The organism is Alteromonas sp. ASW11-130 (assembly GCF_026183735.1).
Taxonomy (GTDB): domain Bacteria; phylum Pseudomonadota; class Gammaproteobacteria; order Enterobacterales; family Alteromonadaceae; genus Alteromonas.
The window spans coordinates 69,306-90,972 of the sequence record NZ_JAPFRE010000027.1 but is presented as its reverse complement, the minus strand read 5'-3'; the positions used below and the strand labels follow the sequence as shown (position 1 = coordinate 90,972).

The 21,667-nt window shown below is 42.4% G+C and carries 19 protein-coding genes; 11 read left to right on the top strand and 8 right to left on the bottom strand.

The annotated features are described in order from the left end of the window. Positions 1-4: 4 nt before the first annotated feature. Both OPS28_RS09560 and OPS28_RS09555 read right to left on the bottom strand, forming a co-directional pair. On the bottom strand, positions 5-931 hold the full coding sequence (locus tag OPS28_RS09560) for an electron transfer flavoprotein subunit alpha/FixB family protein (RefSeq protein ID WP_265609229.1): 927 nt from the start codon (positions 929-931) through the stop codon (positions 5-7). Next, complete coding sequence (locus OPS28_RS09555) at positions 931-1,680, bottom strand: electron transfer flavoprotein subunit beta/FixA family protein (protein ID WP_265609228.1); 750 nt, start codon at positions 1,678-1,680, stop codon at positions 931-933. The genes OPS28_RS09560 and OPS28_RS09555 overlap by 1 nt, the downstream gene beginning before the upstream one ends. A gap of 284 nt (positions 1,681-1,964) precedes the next feature. Between OPS28_RS09555 and OPS28_RS09550 the strand changes: the two genes are divergently transcribed. The 5 genes from OPS28_RS09550 to fldA all read left to right on the top strand — a co-directional run bounded on the left by OPS28_RS09550 (position 1,965) and on the right by fldA (position 5,937). Then, positions 1,965-3,611: an electron transfer flavoprotein-ubiquinone oxidoreductase gene (locus OPS28_RS09550; RefSeq protein ID WP_265609227.1), complete on the top strand. Its 1,647-nt coding sequence runs from the start codon at positions 1,965-1,967 to the stop codon at positions 3,609-3,611. Between the two features lie 100 nt (positions 3,612-3,711). Further along, on the top strand, positions 3,712-4,113 hold the full coding sequence (locus OPS28_RS09545; RefSeq protein ID WP_265609226.1) for an H-NS histone family protein: 402 nt from the start codon (positions 3,712-3,714) through the stop codon (positions 4,111-4,113). A 121-nt stretch (positions 4,114-4,234) separates the two neighbouring features. Beyond that, entirely contained in the window at positions 4,235-5,020 is a 786-nt protein-coding gene (locus OPS28_RS09540; protein WP_265609225.1) for an alpha/beta fold hydrolase, read from the top strand. A gap of 149 nt (positions 5,021-5,169) precedes the next feature. Beyond that, positions 5,170-5,388: a DUF2788 domain-containing protein gene (locus OPS28_RS09535; protein WP_265609224.1), complete on the top strand. Its 219-nt coding sequence runs from the start codon at positions 5,170-5,172 to the stop codon at positions 5,386-5,388. A gap of 24 nt (positions 5,389-5,412) precedes the next feature. After that, a complete protein-coding gene (gene fldA / locus OPS28_RS09530; RefSeq protein ID WP_265609223.1) occupies positions 5,413-5,937 on the top strand; it encodes a flavodoxin FldA in 525 nt (174 codons plus the stop codon). A gap of 75 nt (positions 5,938-6,012) precedes the next feature. Here the strand turns inward: fldA and OPS28_RS09525 are convergent, their stop codons facing one another. Beyond that, positions 6,013-8,019, bottom strand: coding sequence for a methyl-accepting chemotaxis protein (locus tag OPS28_RS09525; RefSeq protein ID WP_265609222.1), 2,007 nt, complete (start codon positions 8,017-8,019; stop codon positions 6,013-6,015). 448 nt (positions 8,020-8,467) lie between these two features. Here OPS28_RS09525 and fur point away from each other — a divergent pair, with 448 nt between their 5' ends. Next, entirely contained in the window at positions 8,468-8,893 is a 426-nt protein-coding gene (gene fur / locus OPS28_RS09520; RefSeq protein WP_265609221.1) for a ferric iron uptake transcriptional regulator, read from the top strand. A gap of 52 nt (positions 8,894-8,945) precedes the next feature. On the opposite strand, the gene OPS28_RS09515 is transcribed toward fur, so the two are convergent. From OPS28_RS09515 to OPS28_RS09500, 4 genes are read right to left on the bottom strand one after another with little or no spacing between them, the layout of a single operon-like run. Further along, a complete protein-coding gene (locus tag OPS28_RS09515) occupies positions 8,946-9,809 on the bottom strand; it encodes an aminotransferase class IV (RefSeq protein ID WP_265609220.1) in 864 nt (287 codons plus the stop codon). Between the two features lie 7 nt (positions 9,810-9,816). Beyond that, positions 9,817-10,764 carry a biotin-dependent carboxyltransferase family protein gene (locus tag OPS28_RS09510; protein WP_265609219.1) on the bottom strand — a complete coding sequence of 316 codons (948 nt, stop codon included), beginning with the start codon at positions 10,762-10,764 and terminating at the stop codon, positions 9,817-9,819. Next, positions 10,754-11,443 (bottom strand): 5-oxoprolinase subunit B family protein, encoded by a 690-nt coding sequence (locus OPS28_RS09505; protein ID WP_265609218.1) that lies wholly within the window; start codon positions 11,441-11,443, stop codon positions 10,754-10,756. Before OPS28_RS09505 ends, OPS28_RS09510 begins: the two co-directional genes overlap by 11 nt. 11 nt (positions 11,444-11,454) lie before the next feature. Continuing rightward, the gene (locus OPS28_RS09500; RefSeq protein ID WP_265609217.1) at positions 11,455-12,201 is read right to left on the bottom strand and encodes a 5-oxoprolinase subunit PxpA; all 747 of its coding nucleotides are present in this window, start codon (positions 12,199-12,201) and stop codon (positions 11,455-11,457) included. Between the two features lie 66 nt (positions 12,202-12,267). Here OPS28_RS09500 and OPS28_RS09495 point away from each other — a divergent pair, with 66 nt between their 5' ends. The 5 genes from OPS28_RS09495 to OPS28_RS09475 all read left to right on the top strand — a co-directional run bounded on the left by OPS28_RS09495 (position 12,268) and on the right by OPS28_RS09475 (position 21,226). Further along, entirely contained in the window at positions 12,268-13,122 is an 855-nt protein-coding gene (locus OPS28_RS09495) for a CvfB family protein (protein ID WP_265609216.1), read from the top strand. Between the two features lie 5 nt (positions 13,123-13,127). Next, positions 13,128-13,526: an OsmC family protein gene (locus tag OPS28_RS09490; protein WP_265609637.1), complete on the top strand. Its 399-nt coding sequence runs from the start codon at positions 13,128-13,130 to the stop codon at positions 13,524-13,526. 189 nt (positions 13,527-13,715) lie between these two features. After that, positions 13,716-14,801: an efflux RND transporter periplasmic adaptor subunit gene (locus OPS28_RS09485; RefSeq protein ID WP_265609215.1), complete on the top strand. Its 1,086-nt coding sequence runs from the start codon at positions 13,716-13,718 to the stop codon at positions 14,799-14,801. Positions 14,802-14,838: 37 nt separating this feature from the next. Next, a complete protein-coding gene (locus OPS28_RS09480; RefSeq protein ID WP_265609214.1) occupies positions 14,839-18,168 on the top strand; it encodes an efflux RND transporter permease subunit in 3,330 nt (1,109 codons plus the stop codon). Next, entirely contained in the window at positions 18,161-21,226 is a 3,066-nt protein-coding gene (locus tag OPS28_RS09475) for an efflux RND transporter permease subunit (RefSeq protein ID WP_265609213.1), read from the top strand. The genes OPS28_RS09480 and OPS28_RS09475 overlap by 8 nt, the downstream gene beginning before the upstream one ends. A gap of 201 nt (positions 21,227-21,427) precedes the next feature. Here the strand turns inward: OPS28_RS09475 and OPS28_RS09470 are convergent, their stop codons facing one another. Continuing rightward, positions 21,428-21,658: a hypothetical protein gene (locus OPS28_RS09470; RefSeq protein WP_265609212.1), complete on the bottom strand. Its 231-nt coding sequence runs from the start codon at positions 21,656-21,658 to the stop codon at positions 21,428-21,430. Positions 21,659-21,667: the final 9 nt, after the last annotated feature.

Sequence of the window (21,667 nt, the reverse complement as noted above, 5' to 3'; positions counted from 1 at the left end):
CTTATTAAAGCTTATCTTCTAATTCAGGTAACACCTCAAAAAGATCCGCTACCAATCCATAATCAGCCACCTGAAAAATAGGCGCCTCTTCATCTTTGTTGATAGCAACGATTACTTTAGAGTCCTTCATACCCGCCAAATGCTGGATAGCGCCGGATATGCCTACTGCAATATAAAGCTGAGGGGCAACAATTTTACCGGTTTGCCCCACCTGCATATCATTGGGTACGAAACCCGCATCCACGGCTGCCCGAGAAGCGCCAATTGCAGCACCAAGCTTATCTGCGATGCCCTCTAATAACTTAAAGTTTTCGCCATTTTGCATACCGCGACCGCCCGAAATAACCACTTCAGCAGCGGTTAATTCAGGACGCTCAGACTCTGTTAACTCTTCTTTGATAAACGCCGATTTGTTGGCTTCTTTGACAGTCTCAATAGTCTCAATAGATGCTGAATTGTTCAATTCGACTGAATCAAAAGCCGAGGCGCGAACTGTAAGCACTTTAACAGAGTCTTCAGATTGGACTGTAGCGATTGCGTTACCTGCATAAATAGGCCGTACAAAGGTATCCGCTGACTCAACGTCTATGATGTCAGAAATCTGGGCCACATCAAGTAATGCTGCTACACGTGGCATGAAGTTTTTGCCCGTGGTCGTTGCAGCTGCAAGGATGTGAGTATAACCTTCAGCCATGGATACCATTAAATCGGCAATATTTTCTGCCAACTGATGACCGTAAGCGGCATTATCTGCAAGCAAGACTTTCTCTACACCATCGATCTTAGCCGCACTTTCAGCTACGGCCTGACACTTTTCACCCACTACCAGTATGTGAATGTCGTCGCCCATTTTAGAAGCAGCACCAACAACTTTCGCGGTTTCTGGTTTTAGATGTACATTATCATGTTCTGCATAAATTAAAATCGACATCAGATCACCTTCGCTTCATTTTTGAGTTTATCCACCAATTCAGCCACGTCTGCTACTTTCACCCCACCTTCCCGTTTAGGAGGCGGCGTCACTTTAACGACTTTCACTTTAGACTCTAATGAAACCCCATAATCAGCTGCAGCTTTAACCTCTAGAGGTTTACGCTTCGCTTTCATAATATTGGGAAGAGATGCATAACGGGGTTCATTCAATCGCAAATCGGTGGTGACAACTGCAGGCAAATTAATTGCTACTGTTTGCAACCCACCATCAATTTCGCGAGTAACATGAACTTTGTCACCCTCTACGTCCACTTTAGATGCAAATGTACCCTGAGGCATACCGGTTAATGCGGCTAACATTTGACCCGTTTGATTATTGTCTGAGTCAATACTTTGCTTACCTAAAATAACCAGCTGCGGTTGTTCTTCTTCTACAACTTTCGCAAGTAATTTTGCAACCTGTAGTGACTCCAGTTTAGTATCGACATCAATTTGCAAGCCACGATCAGCACCGAGAGCCAATGCTGTTCTGATTTGCTCTTGGCAGCTTTTATCGCCTATAGAAACGACAATCACTTCAGTCGCAATGCCTTTTTCTTTTAAACGCACGGCTTCTTCAACCGCGATTTCACAAAATGGGTTAATGGCCATTTTGGCATTAGTCAGGTCAACGCCGGATTCATCGGCTTTTACTCTCACCTTGACGTTATAATCGATAGCTCGTTTTACTGGTACGAGTATTTTCATGATTTACCTCAATCGTTGAGTTTGAAGGCTCTGCGGATTTTACGTGTAAACCCAACATATTGGTTGGATAGTTTTAAAAAACACGTGAAAAACCGAATATATTCAGATTCCCTTCTTAATGTAGGGCGTTTACGTTAACGTAAACTGGAATGAAATGTACTTACTGTTGACGTAAACGTCAACCTGCTTTACCTTTCCCACCCAATATAATTACATAAATTTGACAACTGCAACGCTGGTTTCAGCTATAGTGCAGATCAGATATAAAAAAGAGGAGCCGGGTTGTGGAACGAGAATCAATGGAATTTGACGTGGTAATTGTTGGTGCAGGCCCTGCCGGACTGTCAACGGCCTGTCGACTAATGCAATTAGCGAAAGAAAAAGACCAGGAATTAATGGTCTGCGTAGTAGAAAAAGGCTCAGAAGTTGGCGCTCATATTCTTTCGGGTGCGGTTTTCGAAACCAAAGCTTTGGATGAACTATTTCCTGATTGGAAAGAAAAGGGCGCGCCATTAAATACGCCAGTAACGCAAGACGAAATTTATTTGCTTTCAAGCGAGACACAGGCAAGAAAACTTCCTAACGCCATGACGCCGAAAACCATGCATAACGAAGGAAATTATATCGTTTCCATGGGTAATGTATGTCGCTGGCTGGCAGAACAAGCAGAAGCATTAGGGGTTGAAATTTTTCCAGGCTTTCCCGCGGCAGAGATTATTTATAATGATGATAACAGCGTAGGCGGCGTCATCACGGGCGACATGGGAATTGGTGTCAACGGCGAGCATAAAGATAGTTATATGCCCGGCATGGAATTACGCGCAAAGTATACTGTTTTTGCTGAAGGAAGCCGGGGGCATCTGGGTAAAGAACTGATTGAAAAATTTGAATTAGATAAAGATGCTACAGCGCAACATTACGCAATTGGTTTTAAGGAAATATGGGATATTGATCCATCTGCGCACCAGCCCGGATTAGTCATTCACACTGCAGGGTGGCCTTTGGATAAAGCGTCGGGAGGAAGTTATTTATATCACGCCGAAAATAATCAGGTATTGGTGGGGTTAATCGTCGATTTAGATTATAAAAATCCACATTTAAGTCCTTTTCACGAATTCCAACGTTTGAAACATCATCCCTTATTCAGTCAGTATCTAAAGGGAGGGAATCGTGTCTCTTACGGGGCTAGAGCCATTACAAAAGGTGGATTAAACGCGCTACCGAAAATGACATTTCCTGGTGGCTTCTTAGTAGGATGTAACGCTGGGACCCTAAACTTTGCGAAAATCAAGGGTAACCATACCGCTATGAAATCCGGGATGTTAGCGGCCGAGTCAATTTTTGACGCGCTCTATTCTACAGATGAAGTACAAAAAAATGTTATTTCATTTGACGAAAAATTCACCCGCTCATGGGTTCACAAAGAACTTTACAGTTCGCGGAACTTTGGCCCAGCAATTCATAAATTTGGTAATTTCTGGGGCGGCGCATTTAATACCATTGAGCAAAACCTTTTCGGTGGCAATATGTTTGTCACCCTAAAAGATAACACGCAAGATTATGCGAAAATGGAAACGGCAGCTTCTCACGATAAAATAAACTACCCGAAGCCTGATGGTGACCTTAGTTTTGACAAACTTTCATCGGTATTTCTTTCCAATACAAACCATGAAGAAGATCAACCATGCCATTTGCAGTTAAAAGATAAATCAATTCCCATTGAGGTTAATTTACCTAAATTTGATGAACCCGCTCAGCGTTACTGTCCCGCTGGCGTTTATGAAGTAGTTGAAGAAGCTGGGCAACCAAAATTTCAAATAAACGCGCAAAACTGCATCCATTGTAAAACTTGTGATATAAAAGATCCTTCGCAGAATATTCGTTGGGTAACACCTGAAGGAGCCGGCGGCCCTAATTATCCCAATATGTAATCACAATTTAATTTTAAAAAGCGGATATTATCCGCTTTTTTTTTAAACAAATTTCTCATATTATTAGAAAGAATGCTTTTTCAATATGCAAGGTTATTAGATGAACGATTTTTTAAACGTGTTAACCCATGGAAGACGTTTGCAAGGAGCTGTAAAAGATTTAAGTATTGAGGAACTTGAAGAAGTTCAGCAAAAATTAAGTCGTATTATTGAGAAAAGAAAAGCTAAGGAAGAAAAACTGCAACAAGCTGAAAAAGAGAGGCTTGCCAGTGCTGAAAAAATACATTCGCAGATGAGAGAAATGGGCGTTAACTTTGAGGACTTGCAAAGATTACACTCTTCAAAAGCTGGTTCAACAAAGCCCAAGAAAAAACGCCCAGTTAAATATCAAATTAAAGATGGAAATGGTGAATCACACTCTTGGACGGGCATAGGCAGAATGCCAAAAATATTTAAGGAAGCGTTGGAAAAAGGTAAGAAATTAGAAAACTTTTCAATATAAAAAGTTTAATTTGTTCGTTTTATTTTTCTATAAATTCGGACGACCTGATAGTTTGATATTTGTAAAAACAGGTGGCTTTGCCACCTGTTACTTTATAACGGCATGATAAGTAAATTTTACTATGCAAAAAAGTTTAAATGTAGAAAAACGAAAACTCGACCATAACTCACCGTGGTTAATTCTTATCCATGGGCTGTTCGGTGATCTGGATAATCTTGCCGTAGTCCGCCGTCATTTTGAATCAACGTATAATATACTGAATATTGATTTGCCCGACCATGGGCGCTCCATAAATTTGGATACTTTCTCTTTTGAACTTTGGGTTGAATTGCTGGCATCCACTTTGGCAGACCATCACATAGAAGAATGCTATGTCTTAGGCCATTCGCTCGGCGGGAAGCTAGCAATGCAAATGGCCTTAGCGCAGCCTGAAAAAGTAAAAGGATTAATGGTAGCTGATATTGCTCCCGTTCGATATCCTCCCCGTCATCAACAGGTTTTTAATGGCATTAATAATGTTGAGTTAACACAAATCACCACGCGTCAGGAAGCAGATAACCAGCTTGCTAGGTATATTTCTGAGCCTGGCGTCAGACAGTTTTTACTTAAAAGCCTGGTGAAAAATGAGAAAGACAAATGGCAATGGCGCTTCAATGTGCACAATCTTCGCGAGCATTACGACGCTATTTGTGATTGGCCAGAATCTCAACAAACGTACAATGGCCCCACCCTGTTTATTAAAGGTGAATTGTCAGATTATTTAACCCTTGAGCATCAAAGTACGGTATTAAAATACTTCCCAAACTCTTCCGCCAAAATAATCCAGGCTGCGGGACATTGGCTTCACGCTGAAAAGCCTCAGGCTTTTAACCGCGGCATCGAACGCTTTTTAAACCAACAGCATTGATTTTTTCATTATTGGGCCCACTTTTGAATAAATGCTGAGCCGTAATGAGAATTATTTTCTCTTTACAACCTCAGCTTTGTACTGCGCGACGTAAATAGATTGTGCTATAGTTGCCGCCCTATCGATCAAAGCAACACATATTAAACTGTATGATTGCCGAAAATTACGAAACAATTGAATCCGTTGTATTGTATGTAACGCTACTCGGGTTATTCGCTCTCATGAGTTTTGCTGTTCATGATGTATTAAAGAAAAATGAAGTACCTTTAATCGGCCGCGTTGTTGCATACGGAGTGCTTGGGTTAGGCGCACTGGGTTTTGTTGCTAAAGGTATTATTGAGCTATTCTGGCTCAGTACTGGGTTATAAATTTTAGTTTTTAAGAGGTTAAATATGGCAAGCGTTGGCCTATTTTTTGGCAGTGATACAGGCAACACCGAACATGTTGCTAAGATGATTCAAAAAGAATTAGGTAAACAGCTAATCGATGTACGGGATATTGCAAAGAGTACAAAAGAAGATATCGCAAACTTTGACCTATTAATTTTTGGTATACCAACATGGTACTACGGCGAGGCACAATGCGATTGGGATGACTTTTTTCCTGAACTCGAAGAGATTGATTTTACCGACAAATTAGTGGCTATTTTTGGCTGTGGGGATCAAGAAGACTATGCGGAGTATTTCTTAGATGCGATGGGCATGATAAGAGATATTGTAGAACCTAAGGGGGCTATATTAGTGGGTGCCTGGCCTACTGAAGGTTACGATTTTGAAGCGTCTAAAGGCTTGCAGGATGATAATCATTTTGTTGGCTTGGGTATTGACGAAGATCGCCAACCTGAATTAACTGATAGTCGCGTTAAGGCTTGGTGTAAGCAATTGCACGATGAACTATGTTTAGCTGAATTGGCCTAGCGGAATTTAGAATTTATAGTATAGAAATTAGATTTAAGGCTGATAGCGGCATGGTTACGCTATCAGCTTTTTTTTCTATAGCTTGAACCTTTCGACAGCTCGTTTAAGTGATTCAACTTGAGCATCTAACCGCATCACAGACTCATTAGATAAACGAGTGCTCTGGGCACTTGAGTCAGCTAGACTAACTATAGTATTTAAACTATCAGCAACCTCAGCCAATAATGTATTCTGCTCACGCGTATCATCCACGATATGATGGTTAATTTGACTGAGCGCCTCTATGATTTTGCGGATGTCTTCAACTTGCTCGCTTACTTGGCTAGTGATGGCAACACCTTCTTTAGCCTGGTCACGCCCGATATTAATTGCCTTCACAGCTTCGGCCGCATCTTGCTGCAAACTCCCGATCATAGCTTCAATTTCTTCAGTGGAATCGTGCGTTCTTGTCGCTAAAGTACGGACTTCGTCTGCTACCACTGCGAAGCCTCTACCCTGCTCACCTGCCCTGGCGGCTTCTATTGCAGCATTAAGGGCGAGCAGATTAGTTTGTTCGGCAATGGTCTTAATAACGTCAAGTATACTGCCGATATTGCGGCTGTTATCGTCCAATCGATGAATTATGGTGGCCGATGCTTCAGCTTGTGAGGCTTGAATCTCTACTTGTCTACGGTTGTCCTCGACTAATTTCGAAATGTGATCACTCTGATTTGACACCGATGTTAATTTTTCCATGGCAAGGTTAATTTGCTCTAAATTACTCCGACTAGTGTTTTGTACATTTTCCGTATTGCGCGATGTTACCCGCACCTGTTCGCGCTGCTGGTCTACATCTTGTAAGCTTCTCTCGCCCATAGACACGCTTTCTTTAGTGACTGTTATAAGCTGCTTTTCCTGCGTCAGAATATTCCCGATTAACTCTCGTAAACTTTCGGTTAGACTATTTACTTTCACTGCCAGATCTGAAAACTCATCATTACCTTCTTCCCGTAATTTTCTCGAAAGATCCCCTTTACTTAACGAAGTTAATCCGCGATTAATTCTAGCGAGTGGTCTGGCAATACTTCGCGTAGATATAATTGCAAGTATTGCGGCAGCGATAAGACCAAACACTGATACAATCACATTTTTGACGAGATTGTCTTGTACGGTTTCTAAAATATCATTTTGCCCATCAAGGCTCGACTGACGTACGTTTTCTGACAACGTATTGATATTTTCAAGGGCAACATTTAATGCGTCTGAAGCTAATTGACGATGTCGATTACTGGCTTCAATTTGGGCCAATTTTTGTTGTTGTAACGAAACAAGACTATCTTCTCCCTGTAGCCCTGCCAGTAGTTTTTCATACTGTTCATTAAACATTTCAACAGTGCCACCGTCTTCAACATCTTGAGCTAATCGGTTCAGGTAATCCTTATCAACCTGTAAATTGCTTAACTGATACTGCAAATCTTCAACGATGTTATCTGTCACTTGCTTATCATTTGTTGTACCTAATTCGCTTATCGCGGTTGTCAACGTCAACAGCTTATTGTCAATATTGGTACCGGCTCCGATCATGGTGTTAATGGTTGGGTCATTACTATCCAGATAAGATAAATCGAGCATTAAAGCACTGCCTTCATCCGCCACCCGCAACACTTCCTCAAGTTTACCCGCTAAACGAGCTTCCAAGGCAATTCGTTCGCGAATAGCTTCGTACATAGCAACACTTTCGTTTAGATAGGTATCGCTAGATGTTACGGCCGACGTTAAAAAAGGGCTGGACTCAATAAGAGAAACCAGTTGGTTTCGTTGTTGCGTGAACATCTGCGCTTTGGCATTAAATTCTTCGCGGTTTTCTGAGAGACCTTCGGCGGTGGATTCATGGTAACCGTTCGCGGTGATACGGGCTAAATTTAATATATCGGTTTTAACTTCCACCATTTGTGCCTGAACTGGCATTTTTTCTTCAACAACGACCACCGCTGAAGTACGAATATCGTTCAAGCCAAAATAGGATAAGACACTGGTTAGTAAGAGTAAACAACCAAATAGCCCAAAGCCCAGGGTTATTTTTTTAACGACAGTTAACTGCATGAAACAACTCACTCATTTTTTCCCGATTCCACTTTTGTTTATAGTTATAGCGTGGAATTGTTTAATACGATTCTTTAACTTACACAACTCCTCAGTATGGGATTTCCACCCATGAGTGAGTTAAGTATTTAAATGAATTGGTATACGCATGCGTGCACAGTATTTATATCTATACCAACACCGAATTTATTCTATTTATTGTGCACGGGATTAGTGTTGACATTGTTAAACCTTATACCATAAAAAAGACTATTTATTAAAATTATCGTAACTTTTTTGCAAAACTTGAGACACATTATAACGATTTATTTTCACTATTCTGAAAATCTATCTGCCCCCCTTAGTGCTTTTTTGCATCAGTTAAGGTTTTAAGGTCCGCTTTTACTTCCAAATCTGAGGAAGTTACCTATAATAGGCCCTATCTTTAAGCAGCCAGCTATTACAATCTATGGATCAAAATAAAGAACTTAAAAAAGCGGGACTAAAAGTTACCCTTCCAAGATTGAAAATCCTGCAAATTCTCCAGGAACCTCAAAATCAGCATATTAGTGCTGAAGATGTATACAAAATTCTGATTGAACATGGAGAAGAGATTGGTCTGGCAACCGTGTACCGCGTTTTAAACCAATTCGATGACGCAGGAATACTCAATCGCCACCATTTTGAAGGTGGAAAGTCGGTTTTTGAAATGAGTCACAAAGCGCACCACGATCATCTAGTATGCCTGAAATGCGGAAAGGTGATTGAATTTGAAGATGACGTCATTGAACAACGCCAAATGGAAGTAGCAAAAAGAAACAACATGACCCTTACACATCACAGCCTTTACCTGTACGGTGAATGTAATCATGGCAATTGTGAAGAGCAAGAGTAATCGATAATATTGCTAAGACGAAAGCCTGTAACATGCAGGCTTTTTTGTGCATTTAGGTAAATTTATGTTCGTTGTAGGCAAGCAACGCTCTACGCCACATCTCCCCAGGAAGTCCATCCCCCATTACACTACCATCTACGTTAATGACAGGCGCAATTTCTTTGCTTGAGCTGGTAAGCCAAACTTCATCAGCGCTCAGTAGTCTTTGAGTAGAGATTGCCACTTCTTCTACTTGGATATTCTCGTTAACTAAACTTTCTATGACCAATTTTCGTGTTATTCCTGGTAATAGCTGATTATCTAGCGGCGGTGTTCTAACGATACCCTGCTCGACGATAAAAACGTTGCACGTTGTTGCTTCGGTAATTTCGTTGTTATGGTTAAATAAAATGGATTCATGCTTCCCGTCTCGCTTCGCTTCTTGAAAATGCAGTATATTTCCTAGCAGAGAAGTCGATTTAATATGACAACGTTGCCAACGTAAATCTTTAGCCAAAGAGACTGACAGCCCTTGGACTTCATCGGGCCGATGGGATTGGGATGGGGGAATTGCAAAGGCAAACCCAAATATTGTGGGTGTAAAGTCGTCGTTGTATCCATGACTTCGGGTTAATTGCATTCCTCTGCTAACGTGAAGATAAACTCCCACGCTTGCACCTAATTCTTCAATATTCTTTTCGACTAAAGTCTGTATGAGGGATTTCCATTCGTCGCGACTTAAGGGATTGTCAATTTCCAATGCGAGTAAACTATTTTTCATACGCTGCATATGAGCGTCAAAGCCAACGATTCGTTTATCAAAGCTGGGAATGACCTCATAAATACCATCACCAAACAGAAATCCCCTATCCATAGGGGAAATTTTTGCCTCATCAAGCGGCAGATACTGGTTATTCAGAAACGCTACTGTAGTCATTATGTTTTTATTTTCCATTGATAAAGCGAGCTCTTTGCACCCGCGCGAGCAGCCAATTCGTGCGCGCGTCACTGGCCGCACATTCTTTAAAGCGAATAGCTCCATCTATCGGGGTTTGAACTAATCGCGGAATATCGTAAGGTGCCACACATCCAATTTTAGGATAACCACCGAGGGTCTGACGATCTCTCAACATTATGATAGGTTGCCCATCCTGGGGAAACTGAATTGCACCAAAATTTATTCCTTCTGAGCGCATACTCTTCATATCAGAGGTAACGGCAGCTCCCTTTAATCGATATCCCATTCGATTGATATCAGATGTCACTACATATTCGGTAGAAAAAAAGCGTCTTCGTGCCAAAGAGCGAAAACTCTCGAACTGATAGCCTAAGACGATATCGACGGGATTCACCGAGGCATAATCAGGTTGAAGGCACTTGGGTACGTCTTTTTTCTCAACGCAACCTACCCGAATAGGAATAGAATCATTGGCAATCAGTGGTTGGCCCTTTTCATGCAGTCCCCCCATACCCTCGCGCGATACAGTACATGCGCTACCCATTACCTTATTCAGTAACCACACGCCCCCTATAGCGACATAAAATTTAGCGGTTGAACATTTTGTAGAAATGGCAACGTTATCATCTGAATCTACAGTAAGCGTTTTCCACGCCGCGTGCTCCTCGCCATTAATTGTCAATGTCACCTCAGGGCCGGTTACCGCCATAGCTGCGTGAGCTTTGACCGTAAACGCTATGGACCCGATACATTCAATAGCGGGTTCTGAGACTTCGTTTCCGCAAAGCCAATTTGCCCAAAAATACGCTTCTTCATCTAACGGGCCAGCTTCAGAAAACCCCCTATCCTGTCCCTCGGTGCGACCTGTATCTACAATTATTGCGCACAAACCAGGGTTATCAATGACAATTGTTATAGGTAATCTACTTGTCATTTACTATTTCCCCATACTGCTTCTCATTAACGGAATAAAAAGACACTCTGTCGCCTACCGAAAACTCTGGCAAATCGCCGGGATCTGACAAATTATGATACCAGGGGCAAAGTCCAATCAAATTCCACCCTCCTGGCGAGCTAAATGGATAAATCGCCGCTTGTTTTTCTGCAATTGCGACAGCGCCTTGGGGCACCTGTTTTCGAGGAGTTGCTAATCGCGGGCAAACTAATTCATCGACTAATTCACCCATATAGGCAAAACCGGGAGCAAACCCCACCGCAAAAACCTGCAATGTATAGGCTGTGTGTAGTTCAATGACCTCATTTTTTTCCAAACCCGTTTGGTTTTTTATTTGTTCAAAGTCACTGGTTTGTGGGCAGTCATACCACACAGGAATATGATGGTGTGAACTATCACTTGTAAAAGAACTTTCTATTTCAAGGTTCGCGAGATATTGGTAAACGAAGTGACTATCAACCTTGAAGCAATCAAAACACACAAGAAGGGTATCATATGAAGGAATGAGAGATTTCAACCAGTCCGGTTTGTCATAGCTGATAGCTTGCATATACTGCTGAATGCGCTGATTAGCCGGTCCAATTTCACCGGCAAAGTATAGTATCAACCCATCCATTCCTGCATAGGCGATATGCTTAATATGTTTAAATGCCTTCATGTGATAAATCATTAAGCTGTTTTATCAGAACGATTAATTAATTCTCTTATTGCTTTTGCCATGTAAACTGCATCAGGAGAGTCGCCGTGTACACAAAGTGTATCAGCAATCAACGGTAAGGTATTACCACTTTCAGTGATTACAAATCCTTGCTCTATTAACTTTTCGCTTTGCTCTAGCGCCTTATCAAAATCTAATACTGCATGTTTTTCACGTCGAGACACCAATGCTCCGTTGTCGGCATAACACCGATCAGCGAAGGCTTCGAAACGTATATCTAAATCTCTCTCATTAGCTTCAGCCCGAAACGATCTAAAATCAGGGTGCGCTTGCATAACTAAGGTCAATGAAGTGGGTATAAAGCTGGCTATAGCATCCATAACCGCATGCCTTACTTGTTTTGAAGACAACATATCATTATAAAGTGCACCATGAGGCTTAACGAAAGATATAACCGTATCTTCACAGTGTGCCATTCCATGTAACGCCCCGATTTGATAATGTAGCATCGCGATTATCTCTTTTGCGTCCATCGCTAAACTTCGTCTCCCAAAGCCTGAAAGGTCTGGGTATGCTGGGTGTGCCCCCACTTCTACACCGTGTTTTTTGGCTAAACCAAGAGCATGTTTTATTGCTAACGGATCGCCAGCATGAAAGCCACAGGCAATATTCGCCTGATCAATTATTGGCATAATCGCGTCATCAACGGGCATCTTCCACACACCATAACTTTCGCCCAAATCACAATTTAATTTCATAAATGTTCAGCTTATCTCTACATTTGGTTATCATTACATAAGTAATTCTATCCACATTTGGACCTTATGATAAATATTGGCAAGATGAATCGGCTAACTGTTTCTGCCGAACTCCCTTTTGGCTTTCACCTTTCTACGCCTGAAGACCCAGATCGTTTAGTAACGTTGATGTCTGAAAATGCACCTGACAATATTAAACAAGGCGACAAAATAGATGTATTTGTTGGTACTGATGAGCATGGTGAACTTGTTGCTTACCATAATCAACCTGCTGTAATGGTAGGTGAAACTGCTGTATTAACCGCGGTATCAGTCACTGACTTCGGTGCATTTTTCGATTGGGGACTTGATAAAGATTTACTGGTGAAAACACGCCAACAGGAATTTCCAATCCATCAGGGAATGCGTTGCCTGGTGCACGTTTATATGGATGAGCACACAGGCTGCTTGCTGGGGTCTACCCGACTTCACTCCTTTTATCGTGAGCAAAGCCCTTATTTAAATGAAGGCGAAGAGGTGCAATGTCAGGTGTATGCCAAAACCCCTCTCGGCTTTAAGGTACTAATAAATCAAAATTGTCTAGGTTTAATTTTTCAAAGCGATGCATTCAAACCTTTAAAGATTGGTGACGTGACCACAGGGTTTATTAAAGCCATTCGTGAAGACGGTAAAATCGACGTAGCTTTACAACCTCAGTTGCATAAAGGAAGAGCTAAACTGGAACAACAAATTATTGACGATTTACATGCCCATGGTGGATTTTCAACAATAACTGACAAAAGTCCAGCCGATGATATATATCAACGATTTAACGTCAGTAAAGGGGCGTATAAAAAAGCGCTCGGTTCGTTATACAAACAGCGCCGTATTACGATTAATCCTGAAATGATTAAACTCAACAAGGAAAACGCAAAAAAATGAGTACGATGAAAGCACAAGTCAAATGGGACAAAGAGCTTACCTTCTCGGGCCAAACCGACACAGGTTATAAAACGGTAATGGACGGTAATGGACAAGCTATATCGCCGATGGAATCGGTGTTAGTCGCTGTGGGCGCGTGCTCTAGTATTGATGTGGTAGACATCTTAAAGAAAGGACGATTCGATATTCATCATTGTGATTGTGAATTAACCGCTGAGCGCGCAGAGTCTGCCCCGAAAGTCTTCACAAAAATTCACGCGCATTATAAAGTTGAAGGTAGCGGGTTAACAGAAAAAGCGGTGAATCGTGCGGTTAACTTATCGGCTGAAAAGTACTGTTCTGTCATACTGATGCTCAAAGATGCGGTTAAAATTTCGACCTCATACGAAATTATCACTGGTTAATTTAACTTAGTTATAAGCACTACCTTTTGGCGAAAAAGACTAAGCTTGCGTCTAAGTTTATTTTCGCCTCTCTTTTTTTATAACTCAACCCTCTGTTTCAAAACAACTTTTTCGTTTCATGCCGGTGGCACAGTGAATGCTATTTGATGTTATTAATATCTTACACATCAATAAGCAAAGGTCACTACCATGGATAAGCCACTAAATCGAATTGCTAAAGCAATCCTGTTAACCACCCTTCTTAGTTCACCTTTTATTTTATCTGGTTGCGGTAACGCTGATGCAACCTATGCCGCAGAGTCTGCCAAAAGCGAAGCAGAAAAAACGTTAGCAATTCCAGTTGAAGTGTACGAAGCCCGTCAGGGTGAAATCGCATCAAATTATTCCACTACAGCGATACTTGAAGCCAAAGAAGAGGCGTTCGTAGTCGCGCGAGCTGCTGGCATTATCGAAAATATTTACGTGGAAGAAGGTGATTATGTGGAAAAAGGGCAAGTTCTTGCTCAACTCGACCCCAGCCGTTATGAATTAAGCCTTAAAAAAGCCCGTGCAGATTTAAAAGGCGTCGAGCAAGAGCTGGCCAAAATCAATAAAGTCTATTCTAAGAAACTTGTCAGCGATGACACGTATGACAAATTATCTGCCCAGTATGAAGCGATAAAGGCAACAGTCAAATTAGCCGAATTAGATCTAAAAGAAGCCACCATCGTGGCCCCTATCAGTGGCTTTATCGCTGAGCGCAATGCAAAAGTAGGAAACCTGACTGAATCATTTCAACGTGAACGAATGTTTCACATTGTGCAACAAAAGTTGTTGCAGGGAATTGTTTATTTACCGGAAAGCGAACTACCTAGGATCCGTAAAGAACAAAAGGCTTCACTTAACGTCCCGGCCCTTAATAACGCTGCTATCCCTGCATACATTGAAAGGATAAGTCCGGTTGTAGACCCTAAGACCGGCACATTTAAGGTCACCCTACGCGTGCCTAACGAAGACACTAAGCTTATGGCTGGCATGTTCAGTGAGGTCGCTATCAACTATGACACGCACGATAATGCGACTTTACTACCTCGTCAGGCAATTATTTCAATCGATAATAAAAACAGCGTTTTCGTTGTGGAAGATGGCATAGCCAAAAAACGGGAAGTCATACTTGGCTATGAGGACGGCAATACAATTGAAATCCTCTCAGGAGTAAAGAACGCCGAACAGGTTGTCACCGTAGGCCATCAGAACTTAAAAGACAGTGCTCCTGTTGAAGTGGTTCGTAGCTAATTCGCATTAAATAAGAATAATATTTGGAGCAAGAACCATGCGTATTGTCGATATTGCTGTTAAACGTCCAGTTGCTGTTGCCATGTTTACGTTTGCTATTTTGTTGTTTGGAATGGTAGCGTTAAATAGATTATCGGTTAATTTACTGCCAGACCTATCCTACCCCACCTTAACCATCCGCACTGCCTATACTGGAGCCGCCCCGGCGGAAGTTGAACAACTGGTGTCTAAACCCATTGAAGAGGCCATCGGGGTCGTTAAAGCGGTTAGAAATGTCAAATCTGTGTCCCGGGCCGAGCAATCGGATGTTGTATTGCAATTTGCATGGGGAACAGATATGGACTTCGCCAGTCTGGAAGTAAGGGAAAAACTGGATATTCTTCAGCTACCGTTAGATGTAGATAAGCCAAGACTTTTGCGTTTTAATCCAAGCTTTGATCCAGTATTGAAGATGGGTCTGGGCTTTAATGAAGTTAATCCCCCTTCTGACCAGGCGTCATTTATCTACAACATGAAAGCCATGCGTTTATTCGCTGAAAAACAGATAAAACGCGAGCTGGAGTCCATTGAAGGGGTAGCTTCCGTCAAAATTGGCGGCGGGCTTGAAGATGAAATCCAAATTCTTATCGATCAGCGTAAAGCCAGCCAGCTAAATATCAACGTAAACACCATCGTAGACCGATTAAAGAGTGAAAACGTCAACGTTGCGGGTGGCCGCATCAACGATGGTAGTCAGACCTACTTAGTAAGAACCCTAAATCAGTTTGCCTCTATTGAAGAAATTGAGAAGCTATACGTAGGTAATATTGAAGGCCGCGCAATCCAGCTTAAAGATATTGCTTTTGTCGTTCCAGGCTATAAGGAGCGTGATGCGGTCACTCGATTTGATGGTATCGAAGGAATCGAAATTGCTATCTACAAAGAAGGCGACGCCAATGCAGTGGATGTATCCAAACGCGTCCAAGCGCGTGTGGATAGCATCAAAGAGTCTATGCCTAAACTGTATGGGCTGCAAACTACCTACGACCAAAGCGTATTTATTAACCAAGCGATTGAAGATGTAAAAGCGGCAGCCATAGTGGGAGGAATGCTCGCCATGCTGGTGTTGTATCTTTTTCTACGTGACTTCTGGCCCACCTTAATCATTTCAATTTCTATCCCTGTTTCCGTTATTGCCACCTTTAATCTGATGTATGCTAATGATATCAGCCTGAATATAATGAGTTTAGGTGGTATCGCGCTGGCGGTTGGGCTATTAGTTGATAACAGTATTGTAGTTTTAGAAAATATTGACCGACATAAACAAAAGCAGCGTGCTTTAGAAAACGCAGACGATAAAACTGCTGCGGCTGAAGGAACTAAAGAAGTATCCTCTGCGATTGTCGCTTCCACTCTTACCACGTTGGCTGTGTTTGTTCCTCTTATATTTGTGGAAGGTATTGCAGGTCAGCTATTCCGCGATCAAGCCATGACCGTTTCTTTCGCTCTACTGGCATCTCTGGTAATCGCAATAACCCTGATACCTTGCCTAGCTAGTAGAAAAAAAAGCAACACACCAGCGCACGCAGATTTATTTTTGAATAACGAAAAAAACAATAAGCCTAAAACGACTTTTGCAAAAGTATTGTATTGGACGTTTTTCCCTATCACATTTCTCTTGCGTTTCGTTTTTGTTTATTTACCTGCATCGCTAATTACTTTGGCTGTGGGGCTATGGCGTATCGTTAGTCGCGCCCTACACTTTATTTTCATACCCGTAGCTTCATCATTTAATCTTTGTTTTAAAGGTATTGAAAAGTGCTATGACGGTTTACTTAGAATAGCTCTCAAGACTAGAGGTATAGTACTGGCACTAACATTAGCTATCACTGCTGGCGCGTTTTTGCTTATTCCTAAACTGGGCACGGAGCTTATCCCGACAATGTCTCAAGGGGAGTTTTTCGTCGATCTTACGTTACCTACTGGCTCAACCGTGCGGCAAACCGATCAAATGTTAGCTAATTTAGCGCGTCAAACGGAAGCCTTAGACCAGGTTTCGCGAACGTATTCACTTGCAGGTACGGGCAGTTTATTAAGCGCATCCCCCACTCAGGGGGGGGACCACTGGGGACGACTAAATGTCGTGATGAAATCGGGTGTCGAAGCCGATGGTATTATCACGGTAAAAAAAGCTATGCGTAATTATTTGGCCCGCGAACCTGGTGTACAAAGCACCTTCGGTGAACCAGAATTATTCTCATTTTCCGCGCCTATACAAATTGAATTACAGGGATATGACCTGAATCAACTACAAATCAATAGTAAGCTCATCCAACAACGTTTAAGCGAAAGTTCACGTTTCGCCGATGTCACCCGTAGTTTACGGGAGGGTACCCCTGAATTAAAAGTCGTATTCGACCATCCGCGTCTCGCGCAGTTAAACCTAAATGCGGCGGACATTTCAGAACTGATCGCTACACAAATAGGTGGCAGTGTCGCGACCCAATTCAGCTATGACGATCGAAAAATTGATGTACTCGTACGCACCAGTGAGAATCAGCGTAAAAATGTGCAAGATATCAGGGCCATTATTATCAACCCCGAAAGTTCGCAGCCTATACCGCTTGGCGCTGTGGCCGAGGTTTTTATGAGTTCTGGCCCAAGTGAAATCACCCGCGTCGGACAGCAACGAGTAGTGTTAATCGAAGCTAACCTCGCCTATGGTGATTTAAACGAAGGGGTTGCTGAAGCACAAAATATACTCAATTCCATTACATTGCCAGTCACATTAAAAGCAACCATTGCGGGACAGAGCGAAGATATGCAGCATAGCTTCAGTTCCTTACAGTTTGCGTTGGTACTAGCAGTTTTCCTGGTCTATTTAGTCATGGCCTCACAATTTGAATCCTTACTGCACCCGCTTCTTATCTTATTTTCTATGCCTCTTGCCGCCGCCGGATCGATATATGGCCTATGGCTAACGGGGACTACCGTCAGTGTTGTTGTGTTCATCGGCTTAATTATGCTTAGCGGCATTGTAGTGAATAATGCAATTGTACTTGTTGATCGTATTAATCAGCTACGTAGCAAGGGAGTAGAAAAGCACTATGCCATTATCGATGCGGCCAAAAGTCGTTTAAGACCTATTGTTATGACATCAATGACGACTATTTTAGGTCTGATGCCATTAGCCATTGGGTTTGGTGACGGCGCCGAAGTACGCGCACCAATGGCGATCACGGTTATATCGGGGTTGTTGTTCGCAACACTGCTGACACTGGTTTTAATACCCGTGCTATACAGTTTATTCGACGTAAAACGCTTTACCGAACAGACGAGCAACAAGCTTGCACAACCCAACCCTAATGAGGAGCGCACTTATGGATAAGTTTACCGTTACAGGTGCCGGATTAGCGCGATTTGCAATGAAACGTCCGGTAACGATATGTATGGTATTTTTCTCGTTATTGCTTTTTGGTATTGCAGCTGGGAAGTTGCTCCCCCTAGAAAAGTTTCCTGGTATTGATATTCCTCAAATGGTCATTCAGGTTCCTTATCAGAATGCAACGCCAATGGAAATTGAACGTTTGATTACCAGGCCGGTAGAAGAAGCTATAGCGACTATGTCCGGCATTAAACGTCTTCAGGCCACATCATTTGAAGATCGCGCCGAGATAATGGTGGAATTTGCCTGGGACGAAAATATAAAGGCTAAAAGCATCGAAGCAAGAGAAAAAGTTGACGCTATCCGTCATCTGTTACCCAACGATGTTGAACGTGTCTTGGTATTTAAGTTCAATACCAATGACATGCCTATCTTTCAGTTGCGAGTTTCCAGCGAACGTGATTTATCTAACGCGTACGATTTACTGGATCGTAACTTAAAACGTCAGATGGAACGTGTGCCCGGAGTATCTAAAGTTGAGTTGTATGGTGTACTACAAAAACAGGTCGCTATTCGCCTCATTCCTGAGCGTATAGCATCTATGCATGTTGACACCGCAAAGCTTTATGATGCATTAGGTAAAGCAAACTTTTCATTAACGGCCGGGCATCTGCATGGAGAAAATCAGAAAATTCTAGTCAACCCAGTGGGCCAGTTTACCGATTTAAATGACTATAAGGAGCTTATTATCCAACCAGGCCTTCAATTACAAGACATCGCTACTGTCACTTATGAAACCCCACGTAGAAATGAGGGCCGCCATCTGGACAGAACCTTTGCGGTCGGCTTTAACGTGTTTCGTGAATCCAGTAGCAACTTAGTGGAAGTATCGGATGCAGTAATGAAGGTTGTCGAACAAGCCAAACAAGATCCGGCTTTCAATGGCATAAGTTTGTTTGTGATGGATGATATTGCCAGAAGTGTGACTTCTTCGCTTTCCGATTTGGTTAAAGCAGGACTACTTGGCGCAGCGCTATCCATTATTGTATTGTTTTTATTTCTTCGCCAACTTACTACGACGTTAATTGTTGTATTGTCCGTACCATTCTCTATCTGCATTACTCTTGGTGTGATGTACATGATGGGCTACACCCTGAATGTTTTATCGTTGATGGGATTATTACTTGCTGTTGGGATGTTGGTTGATAATGCGGTGGTTATTACCGAAAGTATCTTTCAAGAGCGGGAACATCATTCAGATACCGCCACCGCCATCCAGACGGGGGTCAGTAAGGTCAGTCTGGCGGTTATAGCTGGCACCGCAACCACAGCGATTGTGTTTTTACCCAATATTGTGGGGGTAAAAATTGATGTAACGATATTTCTTGAACATGTAGCCATAGCTATCTGCATATCTTTGTTCGCATCTCTCGTTATTTCCCAAACCCTGATCCCATTACTGACCAGCAAATTGCCTGTGCCGCGTAAAAGGATGAACAGCCAGCCATACTACATCAGAAAATATCGTAACGTTCTGGATTGGACTATGAAGCATCAAGGCAAAACCGCCATTGTAGCTGTGCTGATTTTGATCAGTACGGTTATTCCGATGCAGGTAGTTACCAGCGATGAGGAAGGTAATAATGACCCAGAAAGAGTGTGGCTTAACTACCATATCACTCACAATTACAGCCTTGAAGAAGTCGAACAAACAGTCAATAAGATGGAAGCGTTTTTATACACCAATCAGGAAAAATTTCATATTAAGCAAGTGTATTCGTATTTTACGGCGGGGTACGCTGTTTCTGGTCTTACTTTAACAGAAGATCTCCCTGTTGATGTCAACGAACTGAAAAAACAAATTCGTGAAGCGATGCCTGCTTTTGCACGGGCGCGTCCTTCATTTCAATGGGAAGAAGGCAATGGTGGTGGTGTTAGACTTACGCTGCTTGGGGAAACGTCAGAACATTTACGAAAGATAGCCACGCAAATTACGCCGATAATTGCTGGAATTGATGGTTTAGCCGATGTACGACCTGACTTTGGTGGCGAACGCCAGGAAATTCAAATTCGATTAGATAGAGAAAAAATCAACCGCTTTCATCTCAATACAGCGGATGTAGCACAGCTAATTTCTACTGCACTTAGAGGAAGAAATTTGCGTACATTTCGCTACGGTGATGCAGGCGAAGTTAATGTGAGTTTACTATACGGAAAAGACATTCAAGAATCTGTCGAAAACTTAAAAAAACTGCATTTAACCTACCTTGAAGGTAAAACGCTGACGTTGAACATGATTGCTGACATTTCGATAAAACCTCAACCCTCTATGATTACGCGTAACTTTAGGCAAAACGCTATTACCATTGGCGCGAATCTTGAGAAAGACGTCACCATAGAGCAGGCTCGCGAGCGAATAGAGGGCGCCCTGGCGTACGTAGCACTTCCAAATGGGTATTCATGGACTTTCGATGGAAGCTTCCGCAGACAGGATGAAGCCAGCGGCGTAATGCAACTCAATTTAGTGCTAGCAGTGTGCATGATTTATATTGTCATGGCGGCACTATTCGAGTCGCTATTGTTACCTTCCGCTGTCATTACTTCGCTGCTATTTTCATTTACGGGCGTTTTCTGGGCATTTATGGTAACCGGCACCTCTATGTCGATAATGGCGATGATAGGCATGTTAATTTTAATGGGCATCGTGGTAAACAATGGCATAGTCTTGGTCCATAGAATCAATCAACTAATTGCCGAGGGCAAGTCCCTCTATAACGCAGTTCTAGAGGGTTGCGCTTCGCGAATACGCCCCATATTGATGACTGTCGCCACCACCGTATTGGGGCTGGTACCACTTGCCATAGGCGCAACGCGGATAGGCGGCGACGGTCCGCCTTATTCACCTATGGCCATCGCCATTATTGGTGGATTGTTGTTTTCAACGTTCACAAGTTTGTTCTTGGTACCCCTGACGTACGTTTCGTTGCTTAAGCTTAGATGTCATACCCAAAGGCTTTTCCTTGAAAGTCACGCAAGGATATCCCGCTGGATACGGATATGAATTAAGCAACACATACCAACAATAATTAACCTCCGATTTAGAGGCTGTGAAATTTAGCAGTCTCTTACCAATTTCCATTAATTTCATTCGTAAATTGGGTGCGCTAGCAAGAAAATTATGTTCTGTTCGCGCACCCCTCCTTTGTGCAAATAGAATAGGTTTTCGCCGTTACAATGTAACCCGCCTGTTGCAATGGCTAAATTAAGTATCGTTTCTGGTAATGAGGCTATTTAGCCCACCTGCCGGAAGATATTTTTCGAAGTAGCCCGATATCACCCCGCACAATGGCCTAACAAAATCCGGTACTTTTGTTTCACCGATAAATCGTACCTGCTCAGCGGCCGACGTATCAATCGACCTAACAAATGCTGTAGAAAGGGTCGCGCTCAATAAATATGCGCCAAACGTTGTTGTTAAAAGTAATACTTGCATAGTTTTCCC

What these genes read in the sequence shown, in the direction of transcription:
- OPS28_RS09540 (WP_265609225.1), top strand. Translation starts at nt 4,235, where the DNA reads ATGCAAAAAAGTTTAAATGTAGAAAAACGAAAACTCGACCATAACTCA.
- OPS28_RS09500 (WP_265609217.1), bottom strand. Translation starts at nt 12,201, where the DNA reads ATGAAATTAAATTGTGATTTGGGCGAAAGTTATGGTGTGTGGAAGATG.
- OPS28_RS09525 (WP_265609222.1), bottom strand. Translation starts at nt 8,019, where the DNA reads ATGCAGTTAACTGTCGTTAAAAAAATAACCCTGGGCTTTGGGCTATTT.
- OPS28_RS09545 (WP_265609226.1), top strand. Translation starts at nt 3,712, where the DNA reads ATGAACGATTTTTTAAACGTGTTAACCCATGGAAGACGTTTGCAAGGA.
- OPS28_RS09505 (WP_265609218.1), bottom strand. Translation starts at nt 11,443, where the DNA reads ATGAAGGCATTTAAACATATTAAGCATATCGCCTATGCAGGAATGGAT.
- OPS28_RS09510 (WP_265609219.1), bottom strand. Translation starts at nt 10,764, where the DNA reads ATGACAAGTAGATTACCTATAACAATTGTCATTGATAACCCTGGTTTG.
- OPS28_RS09535 (WP_265609224.1), top strand. Translation starts at nt 5,170, where the DNA reads ATGATTGCCGAAAATTACGAAACAATTGAATCCGTTGTATTGTATGTA.
- OPS28_RS09475 (WP_265609213.1), top strand. Translation starts at nt 18,161, where the DNA reads ATGGATAAGTTTACCGTTACAGGTGCCGGATTAGCGCGATTTGCAATG.
- OPS28_RS09470 (WP_265609212.1), bottom strand. Translation starts at nt 21,658, where the DNA reads ATGCAAGTATTACTTTTAACAACAACGTTTGGCGCATATTTATTGAGC.
- fldA (WP_265609223.1), top strand. Translation starts at nt 5,413, where the DNA reads ATGGCAAGCGTTGGCCTATTTTTTGGCAGTGATACAGGCAACACCGAA.
- OPS28_RS09490 (WP_265609637.1), top strand. Translation starts at nt 13,128, where the DNA reads ATGAAAGCACAAGTCAAATGGGACAAAGAGCTTACCTTCTCGGGCCAA.
- OPS28_RS09560 (WP_265609229.1), bottom strand. Translation starts at nt 931, where the DNA reads ATGTCGATTTTAATTTATGCAGAACATGATAATGTACATCTAAAACCA.
- OPS28_RS09515 (WP_265609220.1), bottom strand. Translation starts at nt 9,809, where the DNA reads ATGACTACAGTAGCGTTTCTGAATAACCAGTATCTGCCGCTTGATGAG.
- OPS28_RS09495 (WP_265609216.1), top strand. Translation starts at nt 12,268, where the DNA reads ATGATAAATATTGGCAAGATGAATCGGCTAACTGTTTCTGCCGAACTC.
- OPS28_RS09555 (WP_265609228.1), bottom strand. Translation starts at nt 1,680, where the DNA reads ATGAAAATACTCGTACCAGTAAAACGAGCTATCGATTATAACGTCAAG.
- OPS28_RS09480 (WP_265609214.1), top strand. Translation starts at nt 14,839, where the DNA reads ATGCGTATTGTCGATATTGCTGTTAAACGTCCAGTTGCTGTTGCCATG.
- fur (WP_265609221.1), top strand. Translation starts at nt 8,468, where the DNA reads ATGGATCAAAATAAAGAACTTAAAAAAGCGGGACTAAAAGTTACCCTT.
- OPS28_RS09485 (WP_265609215.1), top strand. Translation starts at nt 13,716, where the DNA reads ATGGATAAGCCACTAAATCGAATTGCTAAAGCAATCCTGTTAACCACC.